Annotated in this window: 1 protein-coding gene (cut by both window edges); it reads left to right on the forward strand. The window is 65.5% G+C overall.

The whole window is internal to a GNAT family N-acetyltransferase gene (locus OH799_RS28730; RefSeq protein ID WP_406270362.1) on the forward strand: the coding sequence, 177828 nt in all, runs 138890 nt past the left edge and 15359 nt past the right edge, and what appears here is coding positions 138891-162469 — codons 46297 (partial) to 54157 (partial); the first complete codon in view begins at window position 2. Both codon boundaries (start and stop) fall beyond the window edges.

Here is a 23579-nt window from a genome sequence, read left to right on the forward strand (position 1 = left end):
CACCGAGGACACGACTACCCCCGCCGACACCTCGACTGAACACCCCACAGAACCCGACAGTGCGGACGGCGGTGGCGCTGCGCCCTCGCCCCATATCCGCAGACAGTTCGTCATTCGCGAAGGAGATGAGGCTGATGGCACAGCCGCAGGCGTAGACAAACGAGTTGTTGCCGCCCATCCGGCACGCGATCGAATGCTGGAGCTGCTGGGCGAGTTCACCTGGCTCGTCGACGAGCAGATCGGCAAAGCGAACCTGCTGTTCACACAGTTGGTGGCGCAGTCGCGGGCGCAACCTCTCGGCAAGATCGAAGCCGTCATCACGGCAACGGACACGCAGGGCATACGCAAGACACGTTTCGAGGTGATCAACGACACCACTGTCGACCCGCGGAACGGCGGCTCCGACACCGAAACGGAACAGGGCCCGACAACGGCGCTCAAAGTCTTCGCGGATGATTACGGCACCACTGTCCTGGACGACGGCGCCCGGAAGTCCACATGGTTCGAACTGCATCACCCGATCGATGACGAACCGGACACCCATAACGGCTTCGACGGCGCTATGTCCGTCGAGATAGTCATCGACTCGACCATGGTCGAGGGCTGGGACGGACAGGGTCCTTCTGCGGTAAGGGGGGTGGTAACCAGCGCGGAGTTCCGGTCGGATCGTCTGTTACTGCATGCCGACGAAACTCGGATTGTGGTCCCTATGGTCGGAGAGCTCACCAGTCTGAAACCGTATGGTTCTCGACCGTTCACGATCGATATCGACACCGATGCTCCTCCAGTGGACTGCCGGATCGAGTACGGCGCCGATCCGCACGGGCAGCCCTTCGCGTGGATCGTGCTCGAACATCCGGACGCCGACATCCCACACCTCGACAACCTGCGGAGCAAGATTGATACCGCTCTGCACGCACGCTTCCCGAACAGGGTGATCGAAGTCCGCGACGATCTGGGTGACCAGCCCGGTGTAGTCCGATACATCCGGCCGAGGGCACAACCGGTGCCGGGGCCGACACCCACGCACAGAAGCGGGCCTTCCGAGCGGCCAGCCAGCACCTCCACTCCAGATGTAGAGGCGGCCGCCGACAGCGCCACTGCCGTCGATATCACGTCGGCCGAGTTCAATGCTGCGTATGCGGACGCCGTATACGCCGTGAAATGGCTGTGCATGTACCAGTTGTTCGAAAAACACCGTCGCCATCAATTCTTCTGGCCGACGCAAGCGAGCGGTGCTGCGACAACTCACCTGGAATGGGCATACCTCATGCCTCCCGATATCGCCGCCGACCCGGCAGTTGCCCCGCTCCTGAACGCATTCGCTACCTTCCTGCCGTGGGGTGAGCCACTGGCATTCCTGGGACCGCTGCAGGTGACCAACACTGCGGGATATCCGGAGAAATTCGAATTGTCAGTCCCCGAGTACCTCCTGTACCGGCGATATGGATCACCACTCGGCGCCGATTCGGAAACTGTCCGTAGCGTTGCCGCGGACTACGTTGCTCTAGAGCGTCTGGAGGCACTCGCCGCAGCGGCACCGGACCCCCGAAACGCGGAGAGACTCCGGCAGGTGGCGAGCGAGTTGGCGGAATTCCTCGCCGAGTCGGGGCCGATCGCCGATGGGTTGCGCGATACCGACCCCGCTTTGCGCGGGTGGTTCAATCCACGGCCGAATGACGAATGGCGCGCCATGGACTCGTTCGCGCCGATCCACTTCCCCATACCCGAGATCCTCGTCACCACACCCGCGGCACCCGCCTCGCAACCGGCGGAAGCGACACCTGGAGAACCTGCGCCCACCGCATCGACGATCGACAGCTCGGAGATATTAACCCCCAAGAAGCTGGCACATTCCCTCGACCGACAACAAGTGCAAGACAGCACCACAGCTGCCGATACTCCCCTGGACGCTCCGCTCCCCGATACGCCGCCGCCGGACGGTTCGCCTGACGCCGACGAGGACACCGCCCAGGCCGATGCCACCGGTGCGGGTGAGACATCCTCGGAGTCGCTGCAGCAGACGATACGGCGAATAGTGCAAGGCGAGGTCGGCGGTTCCACCCAGGTTGCCGACGACATCACCAGGGAAGTGCTCGGGCAAGAGGGCGATCACGACCCGGAAGCACTCATCGCCGACGCCCGGAATCGCGCGGTCGAACACGTCAGGCACGAACGGTTCCGGCAGTCGATGCTGGTGACCTTGATCGAATTCGTGAAGGTCGACGCGTCCGATCCGCTGGCTCGAGCACTGGCCCCCGGACGAACCAGGCAGGAAGTGGACAACGGCATCGCCGCCCTTCCCGACGCCGAGCGGGATTACCTCATGGCGCGGTTCTGGGACGGGCTGACGCGCCCGGAGGCCGCGCAGAGGCTGCATCTCGAGGAATCCCCACGGATGGTCGAGCGTCGCGCACTCCGTCGGCTGGCGACAACATTGGCTGCTACCGCTACCGCTACCGCTACCGCTACCGCTACCGCTACCGCTACCGCTACCGCTACCGCTACCGCTACCGCCGCCGCTGACAACGACAGTGACTCCCGTCCGGAGAACCATTCCGAACAGGAATTCGAAAGCCCTGTAACTCCTCGCTCTCGGTTCGATCAACTCAAATATCTCGGTGGAACGAAGGGGTGGTCTTTGCCTGAATGGGCGGCCGAGTCGCTACTCGAGGAAGGTAAGCGCGGTCTGTCGAGAGCACTGGCAGGGAGTAAGAATCAGAATGTTCCGGTCGGCTACGTAGCCGGGAAACCGCAATTTTTGGTGCGCTTTCCAGCGCCTGCGGCCGACAATCTGGACAAAAATAAGATCGTCGAATGGCGAGTGTACAAGCAGCTCGCCGAGCAAGGTCAGCAAGGTGTGCCGCGGATATACCATGTGTACTACGACGTCGAGATGCCCGACGGCCGCCGGATCGATGAGGTGCTCCTCATGGAGTTCCTGGACGGCGATCAGATTGCCGGCCTCCTGGAATCCGCGGACCAGGAGACCACGGGGGCCATGATCGACGAGGTGGTGGAACTGTTCACCGAGCTACACGAGCAGACGTTCATGGGCATTGGTGATCGCCGGAGGTTCGTCGACGAACTCGTCGCCGAGGAGATGGCCAACCTCGCGGCGGCTCTCCCCGAACTCGGTGAGTGTCTCACCATGCTCGGAATTCCGGCAGAGCCCTTCGCGCCTGTTGTCCGGTTGATCAATTCGGGCATTATGCAGTCGGAATTCTACGCACCGTTCGCCCTCATACATTTCGACGCGCATTTCAAGAACCTGCTCCGCCTCCGTGCCCCGTCGCGGACAGGGGTAGCCGCAGTGGACTGGGAGCTGGCGAGGCCAGGAGACCCGATTCTCGACTTCGTCCGCATGTATCACCTCACCGGATCCGGACCCGCCACCGACCATTTACGACAGAAAATGTCGGTGCCACCGAACGTGTGGGATCTGTATTTCCTGTTCCTGGAGATTCAGAGAATCGTTCACGACATCATCCGCCTGGCGCGTGCCGCCGAGGCCGGACTGCTTACTCCGGCGCAGATACAATTCGTAACCAAGGAATTGCGTGGCGCCTTCGCGACGGCCAGACCGGCTTGGGGCGAGAGCGCGGATCTGAGCAGTAACCAGATCTTCCGAGCCCTCGGAGTCTGGGGTCCGCCACCAGCACAGTGGACCGGCTCCGGCGACCGTGCTACGGCGCCCCCCACCGAGGAGCCGGCGGATATCGATCGCGCGATGCCGGTGCGAGACGAAATCGAGATACCGGACCTCGCCACCGCCCGGTACCAGGAACTCGACGAGTGGGCCGCTGCCCTGCCCTTCCATGCAGCCCGGCCACTCATGGCCGAGATGCGAGACAAAGTCTCGGAAAACCTGGCGGCGTTCTACGGCGGCACGCCTCGATCGGTCACCGAGCTGACCGACGCGGCACGGATTCTGAACGCGGTGATCGCCCGCTTGGGATACAACCTCGACGGCCTACTCTTTTATCTCGGCGAACTTCGGGTCGACTTGGGAATTCTCAACAACGAAACATTGTCGGAGATCGTGTTCACCCTGGCAGGGTGGCGACCGGTTGCCCATGAGATGTGGATCAGCGCGAAGATGGTGGTCGACAGTATCGGCGCCCTCGGCGACCCCTACGCTGCGCCCCATCCGCTGCACGGGTTTCCGGTGCCGTTCTGGGAAATTCATCGTAGCCTGGTGCGCGTCGCCGAAGCAGCACATGAGGCACGAGAAGCCATCTCCGGCCGCGGCCACACCATGGATGACCAGCGCCGACAACGCTTGATTGCCAGCATCGAAGAAGCGATGTCGCGATTCGAGGATATGGGACGAAAGTACCAATCCCGGTCCGTATCGGCCGACAACTTTCTACGAATGAGATCGACAGCGCAGTTCAGCCCAGTGCTCGTCGAGCTTTGCCAAAGCATGCTCGGTCAACAGGTGGCATACGCGCTTGCGCGGCAGCAGTTCCAGGAGCATTCCGGCGCTCTGGCCGCGCCCTACCTGTCGAGCCTGGTTCTCGGTGGAATGCACTACACGATTCAAACGAGTTTGTACCAAGCCGGGCTCGTGTGCTTCGAGAAGGCAACCGACGTGCTGGACGACCTCGAGCGCCGCGTGCCCGGCCACTGGGCACCGCGCGCTGCCGCACGCGAGATGCGCCTACTGCGCGACGAACTCGCCGACATTGATCGCACCCTGCCGGACGGTTTGCAAGGGCAACGAATGAGCGAGGCCGCAGCCGGCCGACTCATATATAACGCAGAGCTCAGCGAAGCGCTCGAGGAAACTGTCCAGCTGGCGCGCCAATCGGCTCCGGACCCCGGCTCGCTCGACCACCCCTACCTGCAGGAATTGCTGTGGACGTACGGCGCGCCGCCGGCAGCGATGCCGCTCTTGACGCCGGATGATATGTGGACGGATTTTCCGATCCAGCAAGTCTCCGATTATTGGAACTCGTATGAGACAGTGCATTACGGAGTCACAGCGCATATCGATGACGGTGTTCTTCGTGTCTCTATAAAGGCCGGTCCCGGAACGCCGCCAGGGCATGTGATGTTTCGCGAGCTCATGAATTCCATTCCTCGTCCGGTGCACGAGATCCGTGGGCATTGGAGTTTCTACAATCGCGGGAACAAATTGGTTCGCCCACATGAGGTGACTGCCGAGAACGAGCACGAATGGCTGGGGGACGACCTCGAATCTTTCAATGCCTTCATGCAGGACCTGTTCCTGTCCCCCGAAGACGCGGTCCGGAACACCTTCACCGCCAAGATGGCGGCCGAATACGGTTATACCCGAGTTCGATTCGTCACTCTCAAAGGCCAGGATGGTGAGCGGGTAATAGAAGGTACTCGCTCCTACGGTGAATTCACCGAGGTCGATGTGCGGTTCAGTAAGCCAGAAGGACCCGTACATCCCACTGGAGAAGACGATGCTGCGCCGGCTGCACCTGGCCGCCTCGTCAAAAACGTTTCGGCGACAAGCGAAACCACCCCGCCCGAAGAGCAGCCTGGAGAGACCGTCCACCGGGAGAACCCGAATCCGCCACATTCGGAACACCACCGATCCGCAGCTCACCTCGAGGGCTCGGAATCCGCCCGCGCACCCGAAGCTACCGACCCGCTCGAATCGAACCGGACCGGACCGAAACGGGGTTGGCGGCTGTGGCGCATGGAAGTGGAGCTGGCGCTCACCCGATGGTTCTACGACAGGCCGGAAAGCACGCATGCGGCCATCGCTATGTTGGATCGGTTGCGCGAGGTGTTGACGGCATTGCACCCGCAGGCGACACCGGAGGAGATCGACGCCGCTTTCTACGCGAACGAGAACACCCTGTGGGGCGGCATGGTGTTGCCGTCGGTGCCATTGGAGGAGCTGCGGCGCAACGGAAATCTCCGCGAGATCATGTGCGCCGTGCTCAATGCGATGATCCGCAACGCCGAGGTCGTCGACGGCCGAGCGCACACGACGCTGGATGAGGGTATCGCCGCCCTGCTGAATCAGCCGGGATGGGAGGCACGGGCCGACGAGATCGGGTTGGACGTCGCGGCACTGACGGCCGTGCGCGAGTCGGTGCTGACCGAAAAACCCGGCGAGCCGATCACCGGATTCGATATTCGGCAGGTCGGCCATAGTGCGCACCGGGACGCCACAGCGGCGCAGGCGCTCGTTCACTACGAGAATCGGTTCGAGATCACCCCGAACCGTTCGCCGCGCAGCCAGCGACGCAGGCACCTCACGATGCAGGACTGGGCTTCGCTCGGCATGCCTTTGTCGCACCGGGAACTCGAGGCGATTCCGGAATTGCGCCTGTTGCGCAAGCGCAAGCTCGACCCCAGGCGGTCGCTGCCGCGTGACCCTCGTGGCCGGGTCGACGAAGCGGCCCTCGAGTTCGAGCTGGGTGCAGCGGACCGCACCGTCGAGTACGTCGTAGTGCACTACGCCTACGACGAGCAGGGGCGGCGTAGGCACGACGATGCCGGCAATGCCGTCGTAGACGGTGTCACGGTCTTCCACGACGCGGGCATCATCGACGCCGCACAGGCGTCGAGTGTCGACACCAACCGGTACGCCGTGGAATTGCCGTGGCGGCCGGGGGCGGCGCTGGTCGAAGCCGACACCGGCACAGAATGGTTCCAGCAGGTCGCCGGGCGCGACGTCCCGGTGTCTGCCGGAATCGCGGGGAGTGCTGCCCGAATGATGGCCCGCTTCTCGTGGCTGAAGCCGCTCACGCCCCTCCTCGACTTCGTCGCCGCGACGACGGCGTTCATGCTTCCCTACCACCACTCGCTGTACGAGATCCTGCAGGGCATGCGGATCGCCGGTGTCCAAGTTGTCGACGACACCGTCATCGGCATGGACGCTGATGTGGAGACGCTCTTCCGAGCTTTCATCGACCGGTTCCGCAACCACTTCCAGGCCACGCCCCCCGCGATCCTGGCAGGCACGGCGACCGACAGCGGCGGCGAGCCGGTTCCGCAGCCCCCACCCACTCCCCGGCAACCCGAGCGCGGCCCGTCCGGCGGCGCGGGTACGCCGGTTCCGCAGCGGAATTCGAGTGGTGAGCGGCTCGCCGGGACGGCCGAATCCCAGGACGCGCCGAAGGGATACGTGGGCACCTGGGACGACGTCCTCGACGCTGCACCCGGCCGCGCGACCCGCAACGATATTGCTTCGCTTGAAACGATGCCGTATGTGCAGCGAGGGTTGCAGGGCAGGGGATTCCTGGCTACTCACACCCCTCCCGGTGATGTTCCGGGCGTTGGACGAGGCGAGACGCCACCGCCCACCGCTTCGCCAGGTGATCCCGATGACGATGCACTCGTCGACGTACTTCGGGACTCACCCGAGCACGGGGAGGACGCGCGCGATGCCGAACTGGTCGCACGGGTTGCCGCCGGCGATCTCACGGCATTCGAGGAGCTGTACCGGAGGCACGAACGGTACGCGGTGGTGGTGGCACGGAACATGCTGAATAGCTGGAGCGAAGCCGAAGACATCGTCGCCGAGACCTTCACCAATATCTTCTCCAGGCTCAGTCGTGGCGAGGTGCTGAGCGGGAGCTTTCGCGCCTATCTGACTGCCGCAGTGGGCAACGAGGTCAAGCACGAGCTTCGTCGGGCCGGTCGGCAGATCACCAAAGACGATGCGGAACAGCTGGACAACACTCGAGCCCATCGCGATCCTCGGTTCGACGGTGAGCTGTCGACCGGGCAGACCGCGGACGAGGCGCTGTCGGACGACTCACCAGTCGGTCGGGCGCTTGGTGCGTTGCGGCAGCTCATCGAGATCCAGGGGTTGGTCGAGCAGGGGTCGGCGCTGGTGCTCGGCATCACTGCGGAGCAGGTCCGGGAGCGTATTGCGGAGGCGCGCAGACAGTTGCATACGGCGGTGCTCGGCGAAAGTGGGCAGGGACCGGCGTTGCCGGACGACTCACCAGTCGGTCGGGCGCTGGGTGCGTTGCCGGCGAATCTGCGTGTGGTGCTGCAGCTCATCGACATCGAGGGGTTGGCCGAGCAGGAATCGGCCCTGGTGCTCGGCATCACCGCGGAGCAGGTCCGGGAGCGTATTGCCGAGGCGCGCAGACAGTTGCATACGGCGTTGCTCGGCGAAAGTGGCCAGGGACCGGCGTTGACGGCGACGCTCACCGCACACGGTCAGGAACTGGCCGAGGCCTTGGCCCAGGGCGGTGAGCTGTACGTAGAACTGCCAAAGGTGGTCGCGGAGGTGGCGAAGATCCGCGCCGCCAAGCGGACTCATCTCCCGGAGTTGGCCGGAATCGTCGAACAGCTCGGGTCCTATCGGCGGGGACACCTCGTGCGGTGGTTCATGGGGCAGTCATTGCGGGATATCGCGGCCGCCATGGATTCCGATGAGCACACCGTCCGGCTGCAGCTGCACAGTACGATCCGAGCGGTTGCCGCGCGGTTGCCTGAGCCGGCCTTCAGGCGCGCGCCGACCCGCCGCGCGCCGACCGCAGGCACCGTGGCGGTGAAATTCCTCGAGGCGGTCCAGGATCACGAATCGATGGTGCTGGAGCCGTTGGTGACGGAGCTGCTTGCCGGACGCGATCGCGAGTGGTTCGACCTGTACTTCGTGCAGCATTGGCGGGAACCGCACATAACGGACCTGTATGGCGTGGCGCCAAACGTCGTGTATCCGAAGCTGTGCCGCCTTGCCTTGCGCCTGGCACCGCGGGTTCCCGCGGATCTGCACCAGCGGTACGGGGAGGGCGAGGGACTGCGTATAGTGACCCAAACCGATGTCGCCAGAGCGGTCGGGGTGGATGTGTGGACGGTTTGGACGACGTTCGCCAACCCCAACCGAGTGAGCCGGGAAATCCAGCGGCGAGTACGGGAAGAAGCCGACCGGCTCGGATATCGACCCGAGGAACGGCCTCGGCCCGGCCTTGTTGTCGACCGGAGCCACGACCGCCACATCGCGCAGGACATGCCGATCCCGGTGGTGGATCCGGCCGATGCGCTGTTCCCGACTCCGGCTGTCGGCGAGGCGCTGGCGTTTGTCCGCGCGGCGCGCAAGGACGATGTGCGGGAGGCGATTCCCGGTCTTCCCGAACAGGATCGCGAACTCGCCGCATGGTTGTTCCTGGACGAGATGCCGGTAGCCGCAGTGGCGAAACGACTGGGCGCCATCAGCAGTGTTGTCGGACACCGGCAGACCGATATCGCCGAGTCATTGGCGAATCTGTTGCAGGGCCGTCCGTTCCTGAGCCATCAGCAGGAGTTGGCATTGTTGCGGCAGATACCGATTCGTGATCCGGACCTGATGACCCTGTGGATTTCGGAGCTGTCGCCTCATGCGCGGGACATTGTCGATCGGTATTTCGTCGAAGGGTGGTTTGCCAGCGAGATAGCTGACACGACCGGCGCCGGGGTGCTGCCGATCCAATACCGCACGAAAAGGATTGCGCGTCATCTGGTCGGAAAGCTCTCTGTGGCACAGCTTTCGGAATATATCGACTCCGGCGCCGACCATGGGGTCACGATGGCGGATGTGGCCGAGGCGGCCGGAGTGAGTGTGTATACCGTCAATCTGGTGCGGGTCGGTGGATTCTCGGCGTTCGATACCGCGCAGCAGGTGACAGCGGCAGCTGATCTCCTCGGGTATCCGCGATCGACCTTCGGCCGGTACCGGCGGGACCTGCTGATCACCTTCCTGCTGTATGAGCGCATTGCCCTGACTGGCTTGGACGCACGGCTATTGATCGGGGTGCGTCGCAAGACACTGCACGAAGTGCTCGCTCGACTCGATCAGGATGAACAGCTGGTGCTCGCGCTGCGGTTCACCGAACACCGCTCGATCGCCGAGATCGCCCAGGCCTGGGGCGTCGACGAGACCGCTGTGCGGGAGGCGGAGTGGCGCGCGATCCGTCGGCTGCTGGAAGAGCTCACTGCCGCAACGAAGCCTCACATACTGCTGCGAGGGGTTACCGATCCGGCTGCCGGTCTGGTAGCTCATCCCGTTGATGCGGTGGCCCTGGTGCGGCGGTTGTGGCGGGATTATCCAGTGGTGCTGCGGCATTGGCGTGGCCGGCTCAGCCCCGGCCAGAAGCGGTGTTTCGACTTGCTGATCGCCCAGGACATGTCGCTTGCCGATGCCGCGACGGAACTCGACAGCCAGCCGGAAGCGGTTGCGGCGCTGCTGAATCACATGGCGGTCCGGTTGACCGACCTGGCGCTCGCCTCCACTGTCCCCGACAGCACGGCGGCATTGACCATGATCGAGGCGATCCACACTCATGATCCGACGGTGGTGGAGCCACTGATCGCGACGCTGTCCGGTGTGGATCGGGAGTGGGCCGATCTGTACGTCGTGCAACACTGGCGGATGTCGGCGATCGCCGACCTGTATGGCAGTCATCCGATGGCGGTGGCGCGGAGGTTGTATCGCGTCGCCGCCCCGCTGGTCGAAGCTCTGCCCGCGGAGCTTCGGCAGCTCTACCGGGACAGCGATGTGCGGCGGGTGACCCGATCGGATGTCGCTCGTGCAGTCGGGGTGCAGCCGCACAGGGTGACGATGGTGCTCGACGACGCCGCCCAGGTGAGCGGGAAAACGCGACGTCGGGTGCGGATGGCAGCCGATCGCCTCGGATTCCCACTGCGACGGCAGCCGTATCGACCCGGTCTCGTCGCCGAACGGGGGCAGCGTGCCGATTCCGGTCCGGCCCTGCGGATTCCGGTGGTGGACAACGTCGGCATGGAGGACCCGACGCTCACCGAGCAGCAGACGGTGGCGATGGCGCAGCAGATCCTGCTTCAGGACTCGGATCTGGCGACACTGTGGCGTGCGCGGCTGTCGCCCCAGGATCGGGCATATTTCGATCTGGTACTGGTGGCTGGCCGGTCCCGGCCGGAAGCGGCCGCTGTCCTCGGTGAACCGCCGCGGCGGATCCAGTCGCAGGTCTATCGGCTGGTGCGCAGTCTGACCGGACAGCTATCTGTACAACAGCTTTCAGATTATCTGGATGCCGGCGCCGAACGAAAAATCATGGAAGCCGATGTTGCCGAGCAGGCCGGGACCAGCGTGCACATCGCCAAACGCGCGCTCAGTGGCGGTCCGGATGTGCGACCCGCGTTGGCACAGCAGGTGTTGGCGACAGCCAACAGGATGGGATTTCGGCGGCGGACGTTTGCGCGGCACTGCCGGGATGTGCTGATCGCATTCCTGCTGCACGAGCGTATTGCCCCGTCCGGCCTGGATGCCCGGGTGCTGGTCGGGGTGAACCAGCGCACGTGGCGGCGGGCGTTCGGACAGCTCGACCGCGACGAGCAATTGACCATCGTGCTGCGATTCGAGAAACACCGCTCGATCACCGACATCGCGGAGGCATGGGAGGTCGACGAGGACACGGTGCGCGAGGCCGAGCGCCGCGCGGTCCGCCACCTGGCCGAGGAACTGGCGGCCGAGGCGAATCCCCGCGCGCTGCTCACGATTACCGATCCGGCGGCCGATGTGGTGGCCCATCCGATGGATGCGCTGGTGCTGGTGCAACGGTTGCAGCGGGACTTCCCGGAGGTGCTGCGGCATTGGCACGGCAGGCTGGATGCCGATCATCAGCGGTGCTTCGACCTGCTGATAGCGCAGGACTCAGCGCTTACCGATGTCGCGGCGGAACTGGACCTTTCGCCGGAAGAGGTTGCCGCGTTGTTGAACCGCACCGCGGTCCGGTTGGCCGAACTGATGCTCGGACCCGATGTGCCCGAGGGCAATGCCGCCTTGAAAATGATCGAGGCAGTCCACACCCACGAGTCGTCTGCGCTGATACCACTGCTGGCGACCCTGTCCGAGGAGGAGCGGAAGTACTTCGACCGGTACTTCGACCAGCAGCAGCGGATCCCGAGAATAGCAAAACAGTTCGGCTGTACTCCGCTGACCGCTCGGCGGAGGTTGTATCGCATCGCCGAGCGGTTGGCCGAGCAGCTGCCCGCGCGGCTGCGCCGACGTTACGACAGTGGCGTGGTGCGCCGGGTGACCCACACCGATGTCGCTCGGGAACTCGGGGTGCACCCGATCACGGTCTCGCGAGCGCTCAACGACGACCCGAAGGTGAGCGCGGAAACTCGGCGGTTGGTGCAGGAAGCCGCCGCTCGGCTCGGATTCCGGCTGGATGCGCGCTCCGGCGTCGTCGCCGAAGGGCGCGACCGTGACGACGCGGGTGACCCGGATGACGTCGGGGTGTCGTCATCCGGTGACGGTGTCATGCCGGCTGACGAACCCACCCCACTCGGCGACACCGATACGTCCGAAAACCGTTACACCACCCGTAACGAGAACGACGGCCCCGACGACGAGGACGGCGGCAGCGCCGCGCCCCCACCGACTCCTCGGCGACCCCAGGGCGGCCCGTCCGGCGGCGCGGGTTCGCAGCGGCCGCGGCCAGACTCGGGTGGTGAGGGGTTCGGCGGGACGATCGAATCCCAGGACGTGTCAAAGGGATACGTGGGAACCTGGGATGACGTTCTCGATGGCCCACCTGGCCGCGCGACCCGCAACGACGGTGCTTCACCGGAAACGATGCCGCATGAGAAGCGAGGGTTGCAGGGCAGGGGATTCCTGGCTACTCACACCCCTCCCGGTGCCGTTCCGGGCGTTGGACGAAACGAGACAACACAGCCCCCCGCTACGCCAGGTGATCCCGATGACGATGTACTGGGTGATGATTCTGACGCCGACTCCGCGCAGGCGCATGGGCGTCCCCGATATCTCGGGGACGCGCTGCCGGTGGACCGCGGTTTCACCGAGGAACAGCGGCGGATGGCCGACGCGGCTTTGCGTGCGGGTGGCTTCGCCGACGCGGATATGTTGCAGCGTCCGGGAAACCGCTACATCGTGTCCTCCGCACGGCGCCGCGCAACCGAGAACGCCGAGTGGTGGCACTCGCTGAGCGACCCCGCTCACCCGGGTGAGCTGAGCCGCACGCAGAAGGCGTTGATCCGGGTCTACCCGCACCAGATCGGCAATGCCGGAATTCTTGCTTCGATCCGCGGCCGTTTGATCTGCGACGTGGCGAACCGGCTGTCGATCACCCGCGACCTGGAGGCGTTCATCGCTCGCAGGCCACCCGACGGACGGTTCCTCCACTGGTTCCGGACAGAACTCAGCGAGGCCGAGCGCATGGAGTTCCGCAACCTGATCCTTACCCGAAATCAACTGGCAACGTTGGAACTGAAGACCGGGGAGCTACCCGGCGACCCGCCCGTGCAGGTCCTCGCCTACGACGCGAAAGCCTTCAACGGCAAGGGGACGGCTGTGGTCGCGCGCGGCAGAGTGGACAAGGCGCGGACGGTGACCTGGCATGTGCCGGGTACAGATACGGCATTACGCTCGCTGGCCTACCAGTTCCGGCCGCTGGACAACCTGTATAAAGAGACGCTGCGGGTGGATCCGTCGCTGGAGTTGGCGTCGATCAGCTGGATCGGATACGAGGCGCCGACCGGGCCGCTGAACACCGGTTACGTAAAAGCCGCTTTCCGCCGCCTCGCGAGTGTGGGCGGCGACCTGTTGCTCGGTGCCATCGCGGCGTTCTACGGCGCCAGGGAATTCGCCGGAACCGCTGGGCCGGATCGTCTGATCAACCGGATCTACGCGCACAGTTACGGCACGGTGACCACCAGCTACGCAGGTATGCGCAGGAGGTTGAAGGGCCTGGTCCGTTCGATCACCTTCTCGGGCTCGCCGGGAGCGGGTCCGGTACAGAAAGCCGAGGAGTTCGGTGTCGACTTCTTCGTCGCCGCCTCGTGGCGTGATCTGGTCACCATGTTCGGCGCGGACCTGCCCGGCGCATGGAGTCGCTTCATCCGGTGGCTCGGCCTCGGCATGGATCCTGCTTCCGAAGCATTCGGCGGCACGCGAATACCCGCCGAGTTCCCGAACTCCGAGAGTTACGCCCGGGTCCATCCGTTGCATCAGGGTTATCTGGGCTACGACCCGGAAACGGGGCGAGCTACCGAAGCACTGGCCAATGCCGCGCTGATCAACGCGGGCCAGGGCCACACCCTCATACCGGTGGGTCGGCGTAGACCGGGCAGCAGGGTCGGTTCACCACCCATCGATCCCGAGCGCGGGCGATACGACGACGGCGAAAACGACTCCCTCGCGCAAGGTGATGGGGGCACCCAGGCCACGCAGCCTGTCCCGCCGTCGGATCCGGCGACGTTCGCGGCGGTGACGCCGGGAATCGACCGGGGTGCGTGGGCGTTCCGGCCGCTGGCTGGGCTGCCACCGGATGTGGCAGAGGTGATGGATGCGTTGGGGGTCCCGGAGCGGGAGCGGGAGCTCAACCCGGTAGCGGATCCGTTCCGGGGCGGACGACGCGACCCCGCGGTGTGGTTCGCCGCCGGCTCGGACGCTGCCGGACATCAGACCGACAAGTTCCGGACCATGAAGGAAGGCACGCCGCCACAGCCCAGAAGCAGCGATATCGCGGATCGTGGTGCCGCGGAACTCGGACACCTCTCCGCCGAAACCGAGGTGGCCGATGCCGACATCGCCGATGGGAGTGCGCCTGCGGAAGTTCCCACGCGTGGGGCACGTGAAGATGCGGATCACAACACGGTTGCCCAGATCGAACAGGTTGAGGGCACGCCCGGGTCGGACGACCCGGTGGCGCTGTTGCGGGCCGCGCGTGCGGGTGACCGATCGGCGCGCAGACAGTTGTGGCAGCGGTTCGCCCCAGAGATCGGTGCGTGGCTGACGGTGGCAATGGGTGACCGACCCGATCGCCGGGCGCTGGTCGAGCAGGTTGTGCGGGAGGTTTTCGACCGTGCCTTCGATCCGGACCGGCCCGCCCCTACCGTGCGGGATGTCGCGGCGTGGCTGCGTGCGGAGGCGCGCAGCGCGGTTGATCGCATGGTGTTGCGGCAATTCTGCGCGGGTGCGGCCGCGGCGTTGCGGCAGTGGGGTGTGACGAAGTCGAACCCGGCATATCACCTTCTGGTGGAATCGATTCCGGCAGCTGCCGCTCAAAAGGTGATGGCGGTGCTGTCGGGCACGTCGCACGGCCAGTGGTTGCGGCGCAGATTCTGGATGGGCCTGGCGCAGGCCGACGCCGCGAAGGTTCCGCCGTTCAACGGCTACGACGACGCGACGCTGGCCGAGTTGGACCGGGCCGCCTTCGGCCGGTTGCTGCGCGCTGTGGCAGAAGCTACCGACGTGGACGTGGACGCTCCCGAGATACCGGAAAGGGTGGCGTTCCAGCAGAATTACGACACCTTCGAGCAGTTCCATGCGTTGCGGGTGGAGCTGGCGGGTCTGCTCGGGGTGGAACCCGGCCAGCTGCACCAGAAACGGCTGCGATGGGCGGTCGCCCTTGTGCAGACGCAGTTGCGGAGGCTTAAGGAGCCGGGTTGGGTGCAGGCACTGCAGGCGGGGGCAGCATCGCAGATCGCGCTGTGGCTGGGACGTCAGGTGCTTCCGAACAAGCGTGGCGGTCTCTCCACGGCGGAGCCGGACATGATGGAACTGAAGCGGTTGCTCGCTGCCGATAAGCTGCATCGGCCGGGGGTGATTTGGCGGCCCGGTGCGGCGTTGACTGCGCTCCGGGAGCTGGACGAGAAAGCGGGATCGCTGCCCGAGTTGGCCCGGCTCATCGAGCTCACCGAATGGTTCCTCGATTTGGACGAGGACGAACTTGCCCAACTTCCCACGGTTGCCGACGTGGTCGAGCTGTCGGGCGAAAGTGAAAAGGTCGTTCGTCGCGTGCTGTCCGGGGAGGGCCGGATGATGACGGAGCCCGCGCAGCGGGTTCTGGCGGCGGCGTTGTGGTTGGGGTATCCGGTTGCGGATTCTCTTCGCCCGCTTGTCGATCCGAAGTTCGCTGCGACGAGGTTCACCGCGGGCCGGCTCGTCGACGGCGAGTATGTCCCTGGGACATTCAGGGTTCAACCCACCCACGATGCGATCGCGCGCCGGGCTGGCGTGTCCCTGTCAACGGTCACCCTTGTGTTCGAAGAGGCCGGGGACATCTCCGAGGAGACGCGGCGTCGGGTGTTGGAGGTCGCTGAGCAACGCGGTTACTGGCATCCGAAGATCGATGTCGAGCAGATTCAGGTGTTGCGGGTCGAGTTGGCGCGGTTGCTGGGGGTGGCGCCGGAGCACGTGAGCAGGCGGAAGGTCGGTGCGGCGCTGCTGCGGATCGGTGGCCGGGCGGCTTCGCCGGAGGACGCCCGGATGGCCGAACTGGCGCAGCGGTTCCTCGGCTTCGACGAGTGGGCATTGTCCAGGCAGCCTGCGCTGAATCAGGTCGCCAAGTTGGCTGGGGTAAGCGTCAATACTGTTCAGGATCTGCTGTCAGGTCAGGGAGCTGTGTTGACTGAGCCTGCGCAGCGGGTTCTGGCGGCGGCGCTGTGGTTGGGGTATCCGGTTCGGGATCGTGTCCGGAAGTGGGTTGATCCGGAGTTCGCGGCGACGCGGTTCACTGTAGGGCGGTTCGTCGACGGTGAGTTTGTTCCCGGCACCTTCATCGTCCAGCCCACGCTGACCCAGATCGCAAGCCGGGCGGGTGTGTCTCCGCAGGTGGTCGGTGACGCGCTCGCAGGGATTCCCGGTGTCGCCGAGGAGAAGCGGCGTCGGGTGTTGGAGGTGGCTGAGCAACTCCGTTACTGGCATCCGAAGGTCGGTGTCGAGCAGATTCAGGTGTTGCGGGTCGAGTTGGCGCAATTATTGGGGGTGGCGCCGCAACAGGTGGATCGGGTGCTCGTCGAGGCGGCGGCGGAGCAGGTCGGTGGTGGTTGGGCGGCTTCGCCGGAGGACGTCCGGATTGCCGAACTGGCTGAGTGGTTCCTGGGTCTGGACCAGCGGACGTTGGCGCGGCGTGCGGAAACCGGGGACGTGGCCAAGCTGGCCGGGGTAAGTCGTACGACCGTTGGCCAGGTGTTGGCCGGGCTTACGTTGGCGTCGACCGAGCCTGCGCAGCGGGTTCTGGCGGCGGCGTTGTGGTTGGGGCATCCGGTCGCGGATCGTCTCCGGAAGTCGGTTGATCCGGATTTCGCGGCGACGCGGTTCACTGCGGGCCGGTTCGTCGACGGTGAGTTCACTCCCGGCGTTTTCGATGTCCAGCCCACTCATGCCCAGATCGCGCGCCGGGCGGGCGTCACCGAACAGGCGGTCGGCGCTGTGTTCAAGGGAACCGGGGATATCTCCGAGGAGACGCGGCGTCGGGTGTTGGAGGCGGCTGAGCAACTCCGTTACTGGCATCCGAAGGTCGGTGTCGAGCAGGTCCGGGCATTGCGGATGGGGTTGGCGCAAGCGTTGGGGGTCGCGCCGAAGCAGGTGGACAGGCAGCTGGTCGCGGACGCGGTGGTGCGTATCGGCGGCTGGACGGGTTCACCGGAGGAGGTCCGGACAGTCGAATTGGCGCAGCGTTTCCTCGGCTTGGATCAGCAGGCGTTGACCCGGCGCCCGACGGTGAACGATGTGGCCATGTTGGCCGGGGTGAAGCGCCTAACGGTCGGAAAGGTGCTGTCCGGGCGTACGTCGGCGTTGACCGAGCCTGCGCAGCGGGTTCTGGCGGCGGCGTTGTGGTTGGGGTATCCGGTTGCTGATCATCTTCGAAAGCTCATCGATCCGGTCTTCGCGGCGACACGATTCACCCCAGGGCATTTCGTTGCGAATCGGTTCATCCCAGGCAGGTTCGTCGTGCAACCCATGCAGGACGAGTTAGCAGCGGCCGCCGAGGTGTCCCCGCAAACCATCAGAAATACCCTCAACGGAGCAGGTGGCGGCCCGGAAACCCGCCGCAAGGTACTCCGCGCCATCGCGGACCTCGGTTGGTGGTATCCGCGTGGACGTTACGCCGGTTTGCCCAATTCATCGGAGACGTTGTGGACATCCCCGGCCGAGGGTGATTCTGCCGCGACTCGGGCATGGCTGCATTCGTTGAATCAGTGTGGTCCGATGGTGGTGGCGGATATTGCCGCCGAGTACCAACGCCCGGTGGGGGATCTGCCGCAGGCGGGGTTGGCCGGTGTGTTGGTCAGCGAGGTCGAGCGGGCGTTGGGCGGGCAGCGGTCGCAAGACTTGACCGATGTTGCTGAGGCGGTGGCCCGGCTGGAGGCGTGGGGGGCGGAACTCGACGACGCCGAGCCCGAGTCCGGCCGTGGCAATGGGGTTGCGGTGGTGGTATTCGACCCGACCGTGCGGGGAACCGGTGCGCACGGCGACCTCGGCCACGTGTACTGGCTGGTGCGCCGGGTCGAGGACGGGATAGTCCGGATCGAACGGCGCGACCCCGGTATGGGTGATTTCCAGCGCGAGTTCGTGCCGCAGCCGGAGTCGGCCGGGCAACGGGTCTCGGCGCTGTTCCTCGACGACCAGGGCAACGCCGCGGACCCGCATGAGGTCGCTCCCAGTGCGGATGTCCGGTTGCGCGGCAGCGATTTTCGTGTCGGGATATCGACGCCCGAGTCCTCGCCGGAGAATCTGCCGGCGGCGCACACCGGGATTGACGGCGCGCACCTGCTGGCCCCGAACGATGTCCTGCCCGCGGACAGCCCCCCGGCGGTGCTGCGGATGGCGCACGAGCCCGCGGTGGTGACGGCGGAGGTAATCGACAAGGCGACAGCGCTGGTGCACGCGACTCAGCGGGACGATCCGGGGTTGCTGCGGGGAGGGCTGCGGCGGCTACGTGCTCAGCGGTTGATCTCCACCGAGGACATTGCCGTGGCCTTGCAGCGAATTGTCGAGGGGCACACTGTCGCCGAAACTGCTGTCGAGTTGGGTTGCGACGAGGTGACTGTCGAAATGCACGAGCAGGCGGCGACGTTGCGGTTGGCGGAGTACGTGGTCGGGGTCGATATGCGGTCGGTCGCCGAGGCGGTGGCGATCGTCGACGCCGCGAAGCAGCACGATTCCGCGGGGCTGGCCCAGGCGGTGCGACGCATCGCCGATCGGCTCACCACGGACGAGAGACATCGGCTGGTGGCCTGGTCGGCAGGCGGTGATGCGGCCGCCGACCTTCTCACTGCCGACGAGGCGCTGCGCCCGCAGTGCAATGTGGTCGGCGCTCTGGCCGAGGCCGTGGTGGCGGAGTTGCTGGATGATGCTCATCGCCCGGTGCACACGGCGTTGGGTTCGGTACGGCGAGCGACCACAGTGGATGTCGCGAATCTGGCGGGGGTGGATCAACAGACCGTCTACCAGGTTGTGGACGGTTTTCCGATCGAGCCGTCGGTCGATCCAGATATCGGGTGGCGTGTGCTGGTCGCCGCTCGTCGACTGGGTTTCCGGCTGCGCCGCTCCGTGCCGGGGCTGCGGCTCGTCGACGTGGCCCGGGCGACCGTGATGGGCAAAGAATCGGTATGGCGGGTGTTCGACGGTGTCGATGCCACGAATATCCCGGCCGTCACCCGACAGCTGATAGTGGCCGCAGCCGAGAAGATGGGAGGTCGAGTCCTGTATGGCCTCGGTCCCGCCGGCGAGGGGCTCGGCCTTGCGCTGCCTGCGCGACTGTCCGACATTGCACGGGCGGCCGGGATGAAGCGGGCTTCTGTGGTACCGGCGAAGATGGCGGCCCTGCTGCAGCGGGGGTGGATGCATCGCGAGACGTGGAACCGGATATCCGCCGTTGCGGATCAACTCGGGGTCGTGCTGCCGGTTCGTTCCGCGGGCACCCTTGTGGCTCTGGCCGAGAAGGTCGGAGTGAATACGACCACGGTGCAGCTGGTCTTCTCCTGCGATACGGCGAGGGTCAGCGGGCAGACAGCGTTGCGGGTGCTGGCCGAGGCCGAGCGGATGGGGATCACCGTGCCGCCGATGGTCGCCGAATTCTACGGCTACTCTCTCGCACCTGTGCGGCCGCGGACGGTGATGTTCGCCGAGGTGCGGGACCAGTTCCTGCGGGCGACGGCGGATGAGGTGTCGAAAATGCTGCCGTCGGATCGAACACCGGTGGATCGGGCATCGGCCAGGTCGATCGTGCACGACGTGGTGACGGCGATGGCACAACGTCTGGACAAAGGGGTGCCGGAGGGGAAGCTGAATGTCGAGGGGTTCCGGGCACGGCTGTTGGTCGGACTGCGCGCTATGGGCCTGTCCGCGCGGTCCCGGCCGTTTCGGGTGTTGGCAGGTGCGGATCAGGATGTGCTGCTGCGATGCCTGAGGGAAATGGCGCCGCTGCGTCGTCGGTGGCTGCTGGAACGGTTCGCCCGGGGCCGGTCCCGGTCGGAGGCGGCCCAGGCACTGTCACACTGGACGACCGCTCGTGGACTGCGGTTTGCCTACAATGCCGACACGTTGGTAGAGCTCGACGATAACGTGCTCGCGGAGTTGACGCGGCGGATGCGGAATGCCCTAGGTGAGAAGGCGACGCCAGCGCCCGCCCCACCGCCGCAACCTCCTTCGACGGAGACGTCCGAAGAGCATCAACGGCTGGCGCATGACGCCGGAGTGAGCGTGACGACCGTCGATCGCGTAGCCGGCCTCTCCCCGCTGGTACGCAAGGAGACGGCGCTGTTGGTCGTTGCGGTCGCCGAGGAAACAGGGATCGAGCTGCCAGGGGCGAAGCAGTTCTACGCGAGTCTTCCCGATTCGCCGTGGACGATAGCCGAGTTGGCGCGGGAAGCCGGCGTGTCCAAGCAAACAGCGAGCCACGTCTTACAGCGTGATCCGCGTGTGTGGTTCGACAAGGCAATGCGGGTTGTGAGGGCTGCCGAGAAGCTGGGGATCGAGTCGCCGGGCGTGCAGGAGTTCTACCAAGAACTCATGGATCGGAAGCGGCAGCCCCCGCCGTGGGCTGGGGTAGCGCGAGCGGCCGGAGTCGCCGATTCGACGGTGGCGAGCGTGCTCAACCGCAACCCGAAGGTGAGCAGGGCTACTGCGATGAAGGTGATAGCGGCGGCGGATGAGGAGGGATTCGCGCTGCCGAATGGGGTGCGGGAGTATTACCAGCGCCCGAACGATCCCGCACCTCGACAGGCTGCACGGCCGGCAACCCCGATCGGAACCATGGGCGTCCCCAACCCCGAACGGCGCTGGGACGGTGACGGCGAACCCTGGGACCGCGGCCCCGAGCCCGCACGGGGACAAAGGCGGATAGAAAGGCGTGCGCAAGTCGACAGAGACGGCGGTGGCTCGGGATGCGACCCCGGAGCCAAACAATGGACCGTCCACGAGGAGGCAGCCGCCGACCAACAGTCACCCCCCGGACCGGCGCCGACGCGGGACGCACCGCCCGAGGACAACATGCTCTCGAACCCGCAGGCCGACCGCCTTGCGCTGAGCGAGCCCGACTACTGGGCGCCGGTGGCGGCTGCCATCGAGGAGTTGATCGCACTCAACCCCGAGGCCTACTGGTACATGCGGAACTTGCCGATGCCCGAGCCCGGGGAGCCGTTCGGTGCCGACTGGGTCAGCAATCGGGGGGAATGGTTCGATGCGTTGCGCTCGCTCGACTTCGAGAAACTGCGCGACGTGGAGCTCACGGACAAAGATTTCCTCGAGCTCGGCCGGATTCACAAGCGCTTCCCCCTCTACATGACGCTCGGCTTGATCGTCACGGCCGGCTTGTCGATCGATCAGCTGGTGCACCAGGGCAAGGTCGACTTGAACTCACTGTTCTTCAAACAGGAGAAGATAACCACCGACGGAAAGACGATCACCGTCTGGAAATTCCGGACCGTTCCGGAGGGTACGCCGCAGAAAGCCAGCGGCCCGCACCTCAAAGCCTTGCTCACCCGGTGGACGAGCTTCCTCCGCGAAGCATCCTGGGACGAGCTGCCGCAGCTGTTGTCGATTTGGCGCGGCAGGATGCAGTATTTCTCGGGCAGGCCGATGCTGGAGGACGACCACACCAAGATGCGTGGGCTGTGGCCCGGCCCAGTGGGAGTGGCAGCCCCTTTGCTCTCCGACGACGAGTACGCGTTGTGGACCAGGCACCCGAAGAACGACCTGTGGTCGGCGCTGCACTTTCCGGGCTGCCGAGGGCTCAAACCCCAGAGCCCTGAATATCTGCGGGCGCGGTATCTCTGTGCCTTCATCTGGTCGAAAATGGGCCATCGAGCGGCCGAAGAATACATGATGGAGGTCGTCGACAGGTACTTGTTCAGCACCGTCCTCCGGGAGGCCGCGGAGCTGGGGCTGGGTACCGGAAAAGACATTACCGAGGCAATCGCCGGCCTTCTTCCCGGAGAATCCGGGAGGAAGCTGCTGGATATCGCGCAGCCTGTCTTCGGTGGTGTCGCCGGTTGGCTGGGGCAGTTGATACGAGGTGCGGCAGGTTTCGCGGCAGACCGCGTGTACCCACGGGTCACCGTGCCACAGCAGAGTTCGGACGCAGGGGGGCTGAACGCGCAGGGGGACGCGTCCGGGCGATACCAGCGTCCGGGCGCCGGCCTCGCCGGGCACGTACCAGACGCCGAGCTGGACTGCGTGCCGAAGGCGCGGCGGGATATGTGGAGGGCGCGGGGGCAGGAGCCGCCCGCGGGGTTGGCTGAGGCGGATCCGGCCGGTGTGTTGTTGAAGGATGTTCCGGAAGTGGTCGGGGCGGGTTGGGATCCGGCGATCACTGAGTTGGAACAGGTGCGTGATTGGGTGGCGGCCACCGGGAAGCCGATGATTGCGGTGGTGGTGTACGAGGGTGCGGACGGGCGGCGACCGCAGTGGGGCCATGCGGTGAATGTGAAGTTGGTCGATGGCGAGGTGGTGGTACACGAGTTCGGCAAGAACATCCCGTTCGAGGATTGGTCGCTGCCTGCGAAGGTAGTCGCGGTGCTGGGGATGCGGGTTGCCGAAGGTCCCGAGGACCGGCTCGTTTCGGCACTTCCGAAGCATGCCCGGAATCTCGAGAATGTCCGCGTCGGGGTTCGGTTCAACTCAGGGGATCACTCCGCTTTCACCTCGTCGCCGGTTGTTTCGCGCGATAACCCCTCGAGCGGCGTGGATGCGCCGCGGCGCCAGCTGGATTCGGGTGGCGGGGGGTCGGGGCCAGACCCGGCATCACTGGGTTTCGTGGGCGGGCCCGTTACGACGTCCGAGGGTGGCGAGACCCCGCTGACGCAGGAGGTGGACAACCGTGTGGTTTCGGTTGCTCGGGCACCGGGCTCTGCGGGGTACGTTCGCCCGAAAGGGCATGCGCGGCAATCGCTGGTGCAGTGGGCGGATTCGCAGGGCCGGCCGGCCGACAGCAGGCCCGCACAGGTCCGTGCGCGCATGGTGGTCGAGGGTCTGTTCGCCGAACTGCCGCTAGACCAGCAGGAGTTCGTCCGGCGCTGGTTCCTTGCGGATCCGCCCATGTCGCTCGCCACTATCGCGACCGGCCTGGATGTTTCCGAGCGCGCTGTGGAAACGCGTGTAGCGGAGTTGGCTCGTGCACTGGAGTGGTCGGATGTGTATTCGTGTGCCCAGACAGTGTTCGGGCTGCGACCGGAGTTGGTGCAGCTCGGGCGTGGCGCCTGGTGCGACCAGGTCATGCGGCATCTGGACCTGTTCGCACGCCATGCGGGCGGCGCGGGTGAGGCCGGGCAGCCGACAGTGGTCGACGGCGAACCGGATGAGCAGCCGCGGACGTCCGACATGCCAGATGACCGCTTGCCTGCCGAATTGCGTCCCCCAGCCGATGAGA

Origin of the sequence: Nocardia sp. NBC_00881, from assembly GCF_045207455.1 — a bacterium.
Lineage (GTDB): Bacteria > Actinomycetota > Actinomycetes > Mycobacteriales > Mycobacteriaceae > Nocardia.